The following is a 12,918-nucleotide window of genomic DNA, read 5'->3' on the forward strand; positions in this document are numbered from 1 at the left end:
ATTCGATATTATTGACTGACCTATTAGTCAATAGAACTCGGCAAGAAATTGTCCTGGCGCCGAGCCACGGAATGATAAGGAGCGCTCAAGGTGAGACATGCCTGATACGAAGAAACTGACGCGTGCGGAGCAGAAAGCTCGCCGCCCTGCACAGATTCTCGATGCGGCCTTTGAAGAGTTCGTGGAGCGCGGCTACGTGGCGACACGCGTCGAGGATATTGCCGAAAGGGTTGGGGTAACGAAGGGGACGATCTATGTCTATTTCGAAACCAAAGAGCAGCTTTTTGAAGCGATGATCCGGCACATCTCGGTGCCCTTCGAAGATCTCTTGGCTAGCGCCCACGAACTGACCGGAACCTGTGCGGAGCGACTCGAAGGGTTTATAGCGCTAGTCTACGACCGCCTTGTCGAGAACCGCAGACTGCGGGAGTTGATGAGGTTCGTCATCGCGGAAGGATCACGCTTTCCCCAAGTCGTTGACCGGCACCACCAAGAGTTCATCGACCCGCTCAACGCGCATTTGCAGGCCCTCATCGATGAGGGCGTGAAACACGGGGAGTTCCGGCCGGCGCCAGCCGCATTCGCTGACGCGGTAGCGGCTCCTGCTATCGCCATGCTGGTCTTCAAGCTCATCTTTGGTGACCGACGAATTTTGGATAAGACGACTTACCTGGAAGCACATGTCGATCTGATTTTGCACGGTTTGATACCTTGACTGCTTCATGTGCCCAAAATTAAAGGGTAGGCAGCTGCGATTGGGTCTCATTTCAGCACTCAGGACAGTCTTGGTTGACGCTTCCAACGCGGCCAGGAGCAGCGTCAGTATTTCGACGGCGCATAGAGCTCCGGCGGAAGGACCTTGCGTTCGTAATCGGGATTGAACACCCGCTCGGGAAACGTGATGTCGTCGTGCGGTACGTCTTCGTAGGAATCCGCGTGAGCAGGTGATCGATGCAGTTGATTGCCTCGACGATGTACCAGGGCGCCTCACGGATGTTCGTGCAGGCGAAGGTTTTCCTTGGCCTCGGTCTAGGGCTTCCCAGCGTACGCGCGATTGCAGGTCCATCGGCGACAGCTTCCACTGCTTCAGGGGATCGTGGATCGGTACAGCACGATCAGAATGCAGCCGCAGGTGTTGGCTCGCCGAGCGAGAGCATCAACCGATTGGCCCAATTGAAGAAGGCGGCACCATGGATCGTGTCGGCAATTTCCAGATCGTTCAGGCCTTCGGACCGCAGCCGGGTGACTTCTTCTTCGTCGAAGGCAGATGGTGTCGCCGTCAAAGCTACCGAGGCCTCAACGATTGCATTCCACCTGCGGCTGCCGAGGTCGGTATGCGTTCCTTGGTCGAGGAGGCGCTGAACATCGCTGGTACGCTTGGAATAATGCGACGCGAAACGGGAATGGACCGAGGCGCAGAAAATGCAGCCGTTCACCCGCGACGCAGCCGTTGCCGTGAGCTCCCTATCGGCACGCGGCAGACCGGCCGTCGTGTTGTAGAAGATGTCCTTGTCGGTCTTCGTGCGAGCCTCTAGAATCTCCGGATCGCGTGCAAGCAGCATGAAGTAAGCCGACCTGGCGCGCGATGGATCGACAAGCCCGGCCCAATGCCGGTCGGTCAGTTCCGCTTCTGCGAGAGGCGCCAGCCAGGGTGTCCAGCCGATCTCGGCCTGTGTGAAGGCGGTGGGGCGGTTTTCGAACTCAGGATGGATTGCAGTCTCCGTCATGTCATCTTCACCTTATTCGGCTGCTGCTGAAGCAAGTGTCCCCTCGCCCGCCTTGGACAGCGCCGAAAGCCCTCTGACCACGCGGATCTGGAATGCAAGGAAGGCGACGATCTGCGAGAGCGTGACGATCGCCGTCGTGTTCCATCCGGCATCCAGCAGTTTCTGCAAGGCAGCCGGAGAGGCCTCTCGTGGCCGGAAGACGAGCAAGTGGCTGTGGTCCAACGCGGCGGAAAGCCTGGTCCCGAGAGCGACACGGCCGAAATCGGAAACCTCGAAGATCAGGCCCGACTTGTCTTCAACCGACAGGGGTCCCGCGAGATACTTGCCGTAGGGGCCATGTGTGCGCCCCTTCTCGACCTCTGCTCTGACGGCCGCGGCAAGAGAAGCGCCGCCCGTCGTCTCAATGATGCCGGCCGTGTAGAATTCCGCCACCGCTCTTGCATCGTGCAATCCGGCAACGAAGGCCGCAACGGCAAGCCGTTCCACCCGCAAGAAGTCTACTTCCTGTACCGGTTCGAAAAGTGCGAGATAGCTCTTCTGCGCATTTGCGCGGGTTTCCGGCCGTTCCGCGCGAATGCGATCGACGAAGGATCCGGTGTGGATGCCGGCCAGAAGATCGATGACGTCAGGTGTCGAGGAGGTCATGGTCGTTACCCTTTCCTGGATAGCCGAAATGTCAGGCGGTGGCTGCAAGCCGCCGTTCCTGGTGAAGCGGTGCTTGGCGCATCCAGCCAAGCGCAGGCGCCACGATTGTTGCGGTCAGTTCCAACGAACGCAGAATGTGCTCATGCGGTGGGTCGACCGAATGCACCTGGAAAACGAGATCGGTCACCCGCGAGAGCGCGGTATCGGCCTTCAGAGACGCAATCACGTCGTCCGGTGTGCCGACATGTACGTCGAAAGCGTTGATGAGGTCTTCCGTCGTCGTACCCGTGATTTTATGGCCGCTTGCGATGAAGCGCTCGACGCTGCGCCTGAGCCCGAGATCGGCAAAATGCAGCGCCTCTTTCCTGTCATCGGCGACAAAGAGACTGCGGGAGCCGAGAATGCGCGGTTCGCGGCCGTCGGGAAGCGCTTCGAGATAGGTATCGATGATCGGATTCTGTAGCTCCCAAAGCTCTGAATGCGGCGCCTCGGGCTGACGCGGCTGCGTACGCGAGAGCATCAGACCATCACCGTCGCGCCCGGCACGCTCGCCGCCGCCAACGGAAAAGGTCGCCTGCCAGATGCGGTCGAGCAGGTGCGGCGCATCCGGATAGAGGCGGTTGCCGCCTTCCAGCTCGCGACCGGCCCAGGCATCGCGCACCGTTTTCAAGCTCTCTGCGTACACTGCGGCGCGATCGGCACTTCGCAGACCGAACGGCAGAAAGGCTGCAGGCGTTCCGCCCGTGCCGAAACCGATTTCAAGGCGGCCATTCGAAAGGATATCGAGAACCGCCGTGTCCTCCGCAACACGAACGGCATTCTCCATCGGAAGCGTGATCACGCCTGTTCCGAGCCGGATGCGCGATGTTCTGGCCGCAAGTTCGGCAAGGAAGACAAGGGGCGAAGGAAGTCCCCCTTCTTCGCCATCGAAGTGGTGCTGGGCAATCCAGGCGCTATCGAATCCGAACTTTTCCGCATGGATGATCTGCTCGGCGACCAGCCGGTAGCGGGTGGCTGGATCGGTCTGGTCGAGTACGCGACTGAAAAAGCCGAGGCGCTTCGGCTGGACGGGATATGTCATGGATTCGTTCCTGCATCGGTCAATGACGGCCGCCTGGGGATCGGCGGATATTTCTTTCCGGGAATGGCATCGATCAGTTCTCGTGTGTAGGCGCTCTGTGGATGACCGAAGACATCCTCCACCGGTCCGCTGTCGACGAGCTTGCCATCCTTCAGCACCGACACAGTGTCAGCGATCTGCCGGACCACGGCGAGATCATGGGAGACGAAAAGATAGGTCAGCCCAAGCTCCCGCTGCAGTTTGTCGAGCAATGCCAGGATCTGCGCTTGCACGGTGACGTCGAGTGCAGAAACCGCCTCGTCGAGAACCAGGATCTGCGGATCAAGAACCAGCGACCGGGCGATCGCAACGCGCTGCCGCTGTCCGCCGGAAAGCGCATGAGGCCTGCGTTGCAGCATATCGAGCGCGAGCCCGACCCTGTCGATTGTGCTTGCGACCCGCTCGGCCCTCTCAGCGCGCGGAATTGCGTCGAAATTCAGCAGCGGTTCTTCAACAATCCGGGCAATGGTCTGGCGCGGATCAAGTGAACCGAACGGGTTCTGATAGACGAGCTGGATCCTCTTGCGGAACAGCCTGAGCGTTTCGCCACGCAGCGAAGCAAGGTCGAGCCCGTCGACGATCACCTTTCCAGCCGTCGGCTTCTGGAAGGCCGCGACGGTGCGGATTGTCGTTGTCTTGCCGGACCCCGATTCACCGACGAGCGCATGCGTCGTGCCGCGCCGAACCCGGAACGAGACGTCGTCAACGGCGCGAAAGTGGTCATTCTGTCCACCGAGGCCGAAATCCTGAATCAGATTTTCGACAACGATGATATCGTCCGACTCTGTGGCTGGTGCTCCGGCAGCAGCTGGCACGCGCCGTCGACCGGCATTGAGGGACGGCGCGTCGGCAAGAAGCTGTCGCGTATATGCACTTTGCGGCGCCCTCAGGATATCGCCGGTACGGCCTTGTTCCTGAATGCGGCCATGCTGCAGCACGACCAGCTTGTCGGCCCGGTCGGCGGCAACTCCGAGGTCGTGCGTCACCAAAAGTAGCGCCGTCCCGTATTCACGGCGCAGGTCGTCGATGAGATCGAGAATATGCTTTTGGACCGTCACATCGAGCGCGCTCGTCGGCTCGTCGGCGATAATCAGCGAGGGTCTCAATGCAATTGCGATCGCGATCAGCACACGCTGCTTCATGCCGCCGGAGAGCTCGTGCGGATACTGCTGGGCGCGCAACGTCGGCTGATAGAGGCCGACGCGCCCAAGTAGTTCGATTGCCTGAGCATAGGCGACCGGGCCGGAAGCCTCGTGGTGGATTGCGAAAATCTCCGCCACCTGTTTGCCGATCGTCTTGACCGGATTGAGCGCGTTGCCCGGATCCTGCGGTATCAGGCTGACGACCGAACCGCGAATGCCGTCCAACCGCTTCTCAGGCCAGCCGGCAACCTCTTGCCGGTTCAGCCGGATGCTGCCTTTCTCGAGGCGACCGTTTTCCGGAAGAAGGCCGATGATTGCCTGCGCCGTCGAGCTCTTCCCCGACCCCGACTCGCCGACAAGCGCCACGACCTCGCCCGGATCGACGCGGAAATCGATCCCACGCACCGCAGTATACGCTCCGTTTCGATCGCTGTAGGACACTGTCAGCCCCGATACTTCGAGGACTGCGGAGGGCTGGGTCGCGCCGTTCGGGCGATTGACTGGCTGGATCGTCATCTCTGCACCTTTCCGATTGCCTGGCTGATCCGGTTTACCGAGAGCACGACGAGCACCACGGCGATGCCGGGTGCAGCCGTCAGCCACCATGCGGTTGCGATATGGTTGCGGCCTTCGGCAATCAGCAGGCCCCATTCCGGCGTCGGCGGTGGCGCGCCGTAGCCAAGAAAACCAAGTGTCGCAAGTTGCAGGATGGCCGATCCGACCTGCAGCGCCGCAAACGCGATGACTGAAGTCAACGAATTCGGAAGGACGTGGCGCCACAGTACGTTCAGGAAGGTGCCGCCGCTGCCGAAGGCAGCCTCGACGTATTCGCTGCGGCGCACCGTCACGACCTCGGAGCGCACGATGCGGGCAAAACTTGCAATCGACGTCACGCCGACGGCGATGGCAGCGTTTGTCGTGCCGAAGCCGAGAAGGATGATGACGCTAAGCGACAGCAATAGCGCCGGGATCGAGAGCAACACATCGATGAGACGCATGATGACGCCGTCAACCCAACCGCCCGAGGAACCCGCAAGAAGGCCGAGCGCGGTGCCGATGGCAAAGCCGATCGCGACGGCGGCAAGTGCGCCGGAAAGCGTGTGAACCGAGCCATAGACGAGCCTCGCATAAAGATCTCGGCCGAGTGAATCCGTGCCAATCAAGTGCGCCGCGCTAGGCGGCTTCAACTGCTGACCCCCAAGCCCCTGGATCGGGTCATAGACTGTAAAAAGCGCCGGAGCGACAGCCCATAGAAGCACAACAGCCAGGCTCAGAACAGCAAGCGCAAGGCCCGGCTGGACGCGGACGCCGCGCCTTTTCCCTCCGGTGATCCGCGACGCCTCATCGACCGCGGGCGCTGCAGGGATCCAATCGACCGGATTGGGACTGTCGATATTGAGGTGCCGTTCTGCACTGTCGAGACGGGTCATTGCACGGTCCCTAATTTGGTTCGCAGTCGCGGATCGAGCACGGGATAGAGCAGGTCGATCGCGAGGTTTATGGTGACGAAGGCGGCGGCGGATATCACGACGATCGCCTGCAAGACGGCGACATCCTGGAAATTCACCGCCTGTTCGGCGAGGCCGCCGATCCCGTTGAGGCCGAAGACGGCTTCAGTAACGACGGCACCGGCAAGCAGTTCGCCGAAAAGCACACCGGCGACCGTCAGCACCGGTAGCAATGCATTCTTTGCGACATGACGCCACAACACCCAGGAATGCGATGCGCCCTTGGCGCGCACAACCGCCACGAAGGGACGCGCCAGGACCTCATCGACATTCCGAAGCAGTATCTGCGCCATCGGCGCGGAAATCGGAACGGCAACGGTCAGGACGGGAAGGATCAGTCCCTCCCATGGGCCGGGATTGATGACCGGAACGAGCTTGAGGCGGAACGAGAATATCTGGATCAACATGATGCCGAGCCAGAAGGTGGGAACGGAGACGAACAGCGAGGGGATCGAATGGATGAACGAATGCAGCCGGCCAAAGCCCGAAATGTTGGAAAAGATCGCAAGAATGACGGCGAGGATTAAAGCGGCGGCAAAGCCGTACCCTGCAAGTCGGATGGTCGAAGGCAGATTGGCGGCAAGCTGCGCGCTGACGGCGACACCGCGCTGCAGCGAGTAACCGAAATTGCCGGTCAGGAAATTGCCGATCGTTTGGAGATATTGTGACGCCAGCGACCCGTCTGCCGCGTAGGCCGCACGGATGTCGGCCAGTTGTTCCGGGCTGAGGCCATATTCGGGGCTTTGGAACTTGATCAGCACCGCGTCACCAGGCATTGCCTGCAGCAGCATGAAGGAAATCGTGAAGGCGGCCCAGAGCACCAGAAGCGCCTGCCCTATGCGTGAAAGAACATATCTTGCCATGGCAAACTCCGTCTCAGCGGGCGCAGCCCGGCGCCTTACCGGGCTGCGAACTCATCAGTGCTCCGCAAGCCAGGCGCTGTAGAAGCTCGGGCGGCCGACCGCCTCGAACGTAATGCCCTGCACATAAGGTGCACCGGCAAAGGCCTGCGGCTCTTCGAAGATCGGGATGGCATAGGCCTGGTCGATCACGTAAGTCTGAACCTCGCCGGCGATCGCGAGGCGCTTGGCACGATCAGGTTCGGAAGAAAGCTGCTCAAGCAAACCGTTCAGCTTGCCGTCGGCAAACGACTTCACCTTGTCGCTCAATCCGCCCTTCTGGCGAAGCACGTCGCGGTTCTTCGGATAGTATTGGCTCTTGATGACGTCGGGATCGGCGCGGCCGACCATCGCCGGCGAAACGGGCGTCTTTTCCGGATCGAGATCATCGACTGTCTTGCTGCCGGCATCGCCTGCAAGGACGTTCAGCGTCACGCCAAGTCTTGCCCATTGCTGCGCGACCAGTTGCAGCGTTTCCTTGTTCTGCGGCTGCGGCGGAGATTCATAGGCTGTCAAGACAAGCTGCTGGCCGTCTTTTGCGCGCGCGCCATTGGCACCGACCTTCCAGCCGGCATCATCGAGCAGTTTTGCTGCTTCCGCAGGATCGTAGGCGAGCTTGGCGGACAGATCGACATAACCCTGCGCCGTCGAAGCGATGATCGACTTTGCCTGCGGGTAGTTGGCAGAAAAGAGCGTCGAGACGATCTCTTGCGTATTCGTGCCGTGCAGTAGCGCCTGGCGGACGCGCAGATCGGCGACAAACGGATTGTCCGGGCGAAAGACAACGCTGTTGTTCACGCCGCGTGTGGGTGGCGCATAGATCTTGAAACCCTGGCTTTCGACCTGCTCTTCGTCATAGGCCTGCACTTGGCGGATGAAATCCGCCTGGCCAGAGAGCAGCGCGCCGATGCGCACGCTGTCCTCGCCGGTAATGACGTATTTGATGCCATCAAGATAGGCGCGACCTTGATGTTCGAGCTTCGCGGGGCCCCAGTTGTAATCTTCGCGGGCCTTCAACGAGATCTCCTTGCCGAGCGTTTCGCTTTCGACGACAAAGGGGCCTGAGCCAATGATCTCGGTTGCATCACCGAGCTGTTCGAAGGGAAGAGTCAGCGTCTTGTGCGAAACCAGGCCGGAGCCGATGACCGACGTTCCCTGCAGAAAGCCCGGCGACGGTCTTTTGAAGTAGAATTTTACAGTCAGCGGATCGATGACTTCGGAATGGTCGTAATTGTTGATGACTTCCGAAACCGGCTGCTTCAGCACTTTATTGCCAAGACCAAAGGTGTCGTAGTTCTTCGCAACCGCATTTGCATCGAGCGGCGACCCGTCCGAGAAGGTCACGCCTTTGCGGAGCTTGAAGGTATATTCCGTCGCATTATCGTTGACCGTCCAGGATTCCGCGATCCAGGGCTCGATCTCGAGCGTCTTCGGATTCTGATAGGTCAATTTATCAGTAATCTGATTGAGCACGCCACCATTCGGATAAAAGCCTCCGGCCGGCGGATAAAGATTGGTGTGCGGCTGCTGCTCAAGATAGATCAGCGTGCCGCCGTTCACCGGTTTGGCCGCATCTTCCGCGAGACCCGCAGAAGCAGAAAGCGCAAGCGACAATGCCCCAATTAAAGTCGCTGCTCCAAAATGTGTGATGCCCATGTTTATCTCCCTCAGATGAAATATGGCTGAAGGATATGGCTTCTGTCTAATAATCCATAGAATTAGTGTTCTATTTTGCGCATTCGAGATGAAATGAAGAACCACGCAGCAACGAAAACCGGCAATATCCGGCAAACGGCGACGCCCTATCGGCACGCAAATTTTGCCTACGATCGCTCGCAGCGCCTCCTTGCAGGCTGCCTTGGCGAGATCGGTAACAGTCGGCTGTTACCAACCGCCGGCTGATCGACGGGCTTAAGTTTTGTTGGTTGGGGGCACGCAACCAACGATTCCTGCGATTGGTCGAGCGCGAAATACCGAAATTGGCCGCGTAAAACGATCGCTAGCGACCACACAAAGCGGATTCACTCTATGGCCCGTCCAAATCTAAACATCATCGGCATTCTTTGATCAGCCCCACCGTTTCCTGATCGAGACGCACGTGCTTCCAACTGCTGATTCCGACGAAGCCGCCCCCTTGTACCGAGATGATTGCGCCCCCCGAATTCCGGGATGATCTCGCCCCGGGGTCTTGATTGTTTTGAGTTAACGTCGCCTTGAGTCAAGATTTTCAGGGCCGATTTCGCCACAAGCTTTCCCCGGATAGGCCGATACGGTGGCTGTTAAACGGGCGCAACGTGAGCAATCCGAAAGCCAAGCGTAACATACCGTATACTACCCCGGGGGAGGCGTATTTTACTGCCTTAGCGCCTTCAATCGTCCTATCATCTCCTCAAATTTCGGAGGACATGGCGATGACTGCAAGCGAGACGACCCCTCAGCCGATGACCAGCGCCGAAGAGCTGCGCAAACGGGCCCTCGAACTTCAGCTTCTGGAGATGGAGCGCGACGAAAAGATCAAGGCTCGTGAAGCAAAGAAGCATGCCGAGTTCTTGGAGGACTTTTTCCGCAAGCAAATCAGTGAAAATGAACGCACCATCATCAAGCGCCTGGTGATGAAAGCCGCCGCAGACGGGAAATACGAGGCGATGATCTTCAGCTTCCCGTCCAGTCTCTGCACGGACAGCGGTCGAGGCATCAACAACAACCTGCCCGGTTGGCAGAACACCCTGCAAGGCAAGGCAAAGGAGTTTTACGATCTCTTTCAAGAAGTCGCAAAGCCCCGGGGCTACGGCCTCAAAGCCGTGATCATCAATTTCCCGGGAGGCATCCCCGGCGACGTCGGCTTCTTCCTGACCTGGCAGCCGCCCGTCGAATGATGACCCGAGCAGGCCGTCGCTCGGTTGATGCTCGCAGGGCGGGAGGATGGTCGTGAAGACGATCGAAATCGAGCGAAAGTTTCTTGTCCGAAACAACACATGGCGTGCTGACGCCATCGCTTCGCATGCTTTCCAGCAGGCGTATCTCTCGCACGGGAGCAAAAATACGGTGCGTGTGCGCATTATCGACGGCCTGTCGGCTCGCCTGGCTGTGAAATTTGGCAGGCGTGGGCTCAAGAGAGAGGAATATGAATACGAGATTCCTGTTGCCGAAGCGCAGGAGCTTTTACGCCACGCGAACGGACGCGTGCTCGAAAAGAGGCGATATGACGTTTCGCATAAGGGCAGAATCTGGGAGGTCGACGTTTTCGGAGGCGCCTATCAGGGGCTGACGATCGCGGAGATCGAAATGTCTACCGAGGACGACAAGCCCGTCCTGCCCCGGTGGCTCGGACGGGAGGTTACAGGCGACAAGCGATTCTCCAACCGCACGATGGCCACCCATTCGTTCGTCAGCCCCGCACTCACGCACGCGGCTACGGGCATCGGAACTAATCACGCACGATCGTCCAGTTGGAGTCGGGATTGAAGTCTTCGATCGCCGCGGCCCGCTCTTCCGTCCGCGGCCCCAGGTCGCGCTGATAGATGATGCTCACCCCATTGATGATAAATGTCTGCACGCCGGTCACCCGATATTTGACCGGCCAGGCAAGCAACGCAAAGCCCGTGGTCATGTGGCCGTTGACGATATAGCTTTGTTTTCCGCCGAGCACATTGTCCCCTTGTCCCGTCAGGATGCGATAGCGATATCCAAAGTAACCCTCGCCTCGCTTGGCTCTATCGAAGGCGGCCGTCTCGACCAGAGCACTGGCCGGGCTTTCTGCACCATACACGCTCGGATCCCAGTACAGACCGTCGGCCTTGCCGGGGTTGCTGATCAACCTCTGGGCATATTCGTAAATGCCATCCCCGTCGCGATCCTCGGATGCATATTCCCCCTGGGCTATGACATAGTCGTGCATGGTCTGGATCGTTGCTAGTTCATTCGCGCCGATGCGGCGGTTGACGATTTCCTGTAACCCGACCTGAGTATCGAATGCCCACTTGCCATCCTTGTCCTGCGACAGGGGGAAGGGCAACGGCCACAAAACATCTCCCACCTGAACGATCTGGCGATCTCCCAGAGCCTGAAGACGCAACTGCCGCGCAGCGCCTTCGCGGATGATACCATAGCTGGTCATCGCCTCATTGCTGGACCGCAGCTTGGCAACATCCAAGCCAAGGAGCTTTGCCAAACCGTCGAGATCGTCGTCGCTCAGCACGGTTTTGAACCGCTGAAGCGCCGCCGATGGATCGTCGAACGATGGCGGGGTTCCAGCCGCAAACTCCGAAAGGTTCGTCTGCATCTGAGCCGTGGACGGGCCTGCGAAAGCCACGGAGAGAGCCGTTCCGAGCAGCAGCGGGATCAATCTCAACTGTAGTCTCATGGTTTGTCTCCGGTAATCTGAAAGGCTGGGAACCTACCGCCGGCCGCCGCCGCCGCGGCCACCACCGCCACGCCCGCCGCCACCGCGACCGCCGCCGCCTTGCATCCTCGGAGGCGGACGATTGGCAACGCGGGGCGCACCGCGATGCCCGCCTCCCATGCTCTGCCCTCCTCGCTTGGAAGCAACCGCTTCGCGGCGGCCGGACTGCACGTTGCCGAGCGCGCTTGGCTGACGCGAACGATTGTCCGGTCGCGCCGCCATCTTCTTTGCGCTTGGCTTCTTGCTGGCCTTGGCGGCCGGTTTTGATGGACGGTTCGCAGCAGTGGCCGGGCGATTGGCCGCATTACCTGGACGAGCATCCGGACGGGATGCGCCTGGTCGATTGGCGGCGACATTTCCCGCCTGCGATCTCGGATTTGCCTTCAGGCCTTCTGCCGTGCTCTTGCGGATGTCGTCAGCACGGGCGCCGATACCTCCGGTGCCTGGCCCGATGTTGCCCTGGCGGTTGCTAACCTTGTTCTTGATCTGGTTGCGGTTGTCGGACTGGAGGCTGGACTTGATCGCCGAACGATCGAGATTGGCGATCTGATCCTTTCCGATACTCAGCTTGCTTCGGTCCACTTTGGTCCAGTCGACGTCGTTCCACTTGACCTTGCCATTGAAATCTCGATCGTTGAAGCAGTTGTTGCAGTCGATGTCGACGTCACCACCCCAATCGCCGCCCCACACGCCCCAGTCGTCCCAGTTAACGATTGCGGCCCATGCGACCCCGGTTATCGCACCAGCGAAGAATGCGGCGCCTGGATAGTAGTAGCTGTCGTAGGGATCGGGATAGTAGGAGATCGGCTCGATCGCGTAGCCCGGTTCATAGAACATTTCCGGGGGGTACTGCGGGATGTAAACCTTCTCCGGATTGGTCGGCCTTATGACGATATTTTCGTTCTCCGTGAAAACAGTCACCTTATCGTCCGTCTTGATGATGTCCTTTGCCACCGCCTCGTCGCGAAGCTGCTGAATGGCAATAAGCACGTCCTTTTGCTGATTGGTGAGTGCACTGGCAAGCGACTGCGTCCAATCGAGATCGTCGCTCATCATCTTGACGATATCGGGATAATTCAAAAGCGAGATGACGCTGCCATCCCAATCGTCTTTCGGCTTGAGATCGACGTCCTTCTTTTTGGCCTCCAGGAAGCGGGCTGCCTCCACGACTTCTAGCGGAAACAGCGACGCCGCCGAGATCGCGGCGACCAGCTCATCCGGATAAAGGGCGATGCGGGCCACAAGCACCTCGAGCTCGTCCTCGGAAAGCAGGTCGGTTTCCGCCCCGGCCTCGACAGTCTGCGCGGACGCGGGTTTTGGTTTTGGTGTCGGTGTTGGTGCCTGCGAGTACGCCAGGGGGCCTGGATGCAGCGATATGATTGCGAGGGCGGAGAGTCCGCCGAGCAGTTTGCGGGAAATTGCTTTCATCGCGCATCGGTCTCCTATCAATCAAACCAGCTGCTATGATGCGTGCC

12 protein-coding genes and 1 pseudogene are annotated in these 12,918 nt (G+C 59.5%); 3 read left to right on the plus strand and 10 right to left on the minus strand.

The features are described from left to right. Positions 1 to 97: 97 nt before the first annotated feature. Complete coding sequence (locus N2599_RS33675) at positions 98 to 715, plus strand: TetR/AcrR family transcriptional regulator (RefSeq protein WP_027511489.1); 618 nt, start codon at positions 98 to 100, stop codon at positions 713 to 715. A gap of 104 nt (positions 716 to 819) precedes the next feature. On the opposite strand, the pseudogene N2599_RS33680 reads toward N2599_RS33675, so the two are convergent. The 8 genes and pseudogenes from N2599_RS33680 to N2599_RS33715 all read right to left on the minus strand — a co-directional run. Continuing rightward, a pseudogene (locus N2599_RS33680) lies at positions 820 to 1,102 on the minus strand (polyphosphate kinase 2); the annotation flags it as partial. Positions 1,103 to 1,115: 13 nt separating this feature from the next. Continuing rightward, complete coding sequence (locus N2599_RS33685) at positions 1,116 to 1,727, minus strand: alkylhydroperoxidase domain protein (protein ID WP_027511490.1); 612 nt, start codon at positions 1,725 to 1,727, stop codon at positions 1,116 to 1,118. Positions 1,728 to 1,739: 12 nt separating this feature from the next. After that, a complete protein-coding gene (locus N2599_RS33690; protein ID WP_027511491.1) occupies positions 1,740 to 2,372 on the minus strand; it encodes a CMD domain protein in 633 nt (210 codons plus the stop codon). 31 nt (positions 2,373 to 2,403) lie between these two features. Continuing rightward, a complete protein-coding gene (locus tag N2599_RS33695; RefSeq protein WP_027511492.1) occupies positions 2,404 to 3,453 on the minus strand; it encodes a putative FMN-dependent luciferase-like monooxygenase in 1,050 nt (349 codons plus the stop codon). After that, positions 3,450 to 5,150, minus strand: a complete 1,701-nt coding sequence (locus N2599_RS33700) for a dipeptide ABC transporter ATP-binding protein (protein WP_027511493.1) — start codon at positions 5,148 to 5,150, stop codon at positions 3,450 to 3,452. Before N2599_RS33700 ends, N2599_RS33695 begins: the two co-directional genes overlap by 4 nt. Further along, the gene (locus tag N2599_RS33705) at positions 5,147 to 6,064 is read right to left on the minus strand and encodes an ABC transporter permease (protein ID WP_027511494.1); all 918 of its coding nucleotides are present in this window, start codon (positions 6,062 to 6,064) and stop codon (positions 5,147 to 5,149) included. Before N2599_RS33705 ends, N2599_RS33700 begins: the two co-directional genes overlap by 4 nt. Beyond that, a complete protein-coding gene (locus N2599_RS33710; protein WP_027511495.1) occupies positions 6,061 to 7,005 on the minus strand; it encodes an ABC transporter permease in 945 nt (314 codons plus the stop codon). The genes N2599_RS33705 and N2599_RS33710 overlap by 4 nt, the downstream gene beginning before the upstream one ends. Positions 7,006 to 7,059: 54 nt before the next feature. Beyond that, positions 7,060 to 8,697, minus strand: coding sequence for a TIGR04028 family ABC transporter substrate-binding protein (locus N2599_RS33715; RefSeq protein WP_027511496.1), 1,638 nt, complete (start codon positions 8,695 to 8,697; stop codon positions 7,060 to 7,062). 755 nt (positions 8,698 to 9,452) lie between these two features. Here N2599_RS33715 and N2599_RS33720 point away from each other — a divergent pair. Beyond that, the gene (locus N2599_RS33720) at positions 9,453 to 9,917 is read left to right on the plus strand and encodes a hypothetical protein (RefSeq protein ID WP_027511497.1); all 465 of its coding nucleotides are present in this window, start codon (positions 9,453 to 9,455) and stop codon (positions 9,915 to 9,917) included. 52 nt (positions 9,918 to 9,969) lie between these two features. Then, the gene (locus N2599_RS33725) at positions 9,970 to 10,506 is read left to right on the plus strand and encodes a CYTH domain-containing protein (protein WP_027511498.1); all 537 of its coding nucleotides are present in this window, start codon (positions 9,970 to 9,972) and stop codon (positions 10,504 to 10,506) included. On the opposite strand, the gene N2599_RS33730 is transcribed toward N2599_RS33725, so the two are convergent. Next, positions 10,469 to 11,404, minus strand: a complete 936-nt coding sequence (locus tag N2599_RS33730; RefSeq protein WP_027511499.1) for a DUF2950 family protein — start codon at positions 11,402 to 11,404, stop codon at positions 10,469 to 10,471. The two genes, N2599_RS33725 and N2599_RS33730, sit on opposite strands and share 38 nt — an antisense overlap. 33 nt (positions 11,405 to 11,437) lie before the next feature. Continuing rightward, the gene (locus N2599_RS33735) at positions 11,438 to 12,871 is read right to left on the minus strand and encodes a DUF3300 domain-containing protein (RefSeq protein ID WP_027511500.1); all 1,434 of its coding nucleotides are present in this window, start codon (positions 12,869 to 12,871) and stop codon (positions 11,438 to 11,440) included. Positions 12,872 to 12,918: the final 47 nt, after the last annotated feature.

It is taken from the genome of Rhizobium sullae, from assembly GCF_025200715.1.
GTDB lineage: Bacteria > Pseudomonadota > Alphaproteobacteria > Rhizobiales > Rhizobiaceae > Rhizobium > Rhizobium sullae.

Excerpts from the sequence above, each read along its gene's own strand:
- N2599_RS33675 (WP_027511489.1), top strand. The coding sequence starts at position 98 with ATGCCTGATACGAAGAAACTGACGCGTGCGGAGCAGAAAGCTCGCCGC.
- N2599_RS33685 (WP_027511490.1), bottom strand. The coding sequence starts at position 1,727 with ATGACGGAGACTGCAATCCATCCTGAGTTCGAAAACCGCCCCACCGCC.
- N2599_RS33690 (WP_027511491.1), bottom strand. The coding sequence starts at position 2,372 with ATGACCTCCTCGACACCTGACGTCATCGATCTTCTGGCCGGCATCCAC.
- N2599_RS33695 (WP_027511492.1), bottom strand. The coding sequence starts at position 3,453 with ATGACATATCCCGTCCAGCCGAAGCGCCTCGGCTTTTTCAGTCGCGTA.
- N2599_RS33700 (WP_027511493.1), bottom strand. The coding sequence starts at position 5,150 with ATGACGATCCAGCCAGTCAATCGCCCGAACGGCGCGACCCAGCCCTCC.
- N2599_RS33705 (WP_027511494.1), bottom strand. The coding sequence starts at position 6,064 with ATGACCCGTCTCGACAGTGCAGAACGGCACCTCAATATCGACAGTCCC.
- N2599_RS33710 (WP_027511495.1), bottom strand. The coding sequence starts at position 7,005 with ATGGCAAGATATGTTCTTTCACGCATAGGGCAGGCGCTTCTGGTGCTC.
- N2599_RS33715 (WP_027511496.1), bottom strand. The coding sequence starts at position 8,697 with ATGGGCATCACACATTTTGGAGCAGCGACTTTAATTGGGGCATTGTCG.
- N2599_RS33720 (WP_027511497.1), top strand. The coding sequence starts at position 9,453 with ATGACTGCAAGCGAGACGACCCCTCAGCCGATGACCAGCGCCGAAGAG.
- N2599_RS33730 (WP_027511499.1), bottom strand. The coding sequence starts at position 11,404 with ATGAGACTACAGTTGAGATTGATCCCGCTGCTGCTCGGAACGGCTCTC.
- N2599_RS33735 (WP_027511500.1), bottom strand. The coding sequence starts at position 12,871 with ATGAAAGCAATTTCCCGCAAACTGCTCGGCGGACTCTCCGCCCTCGCA.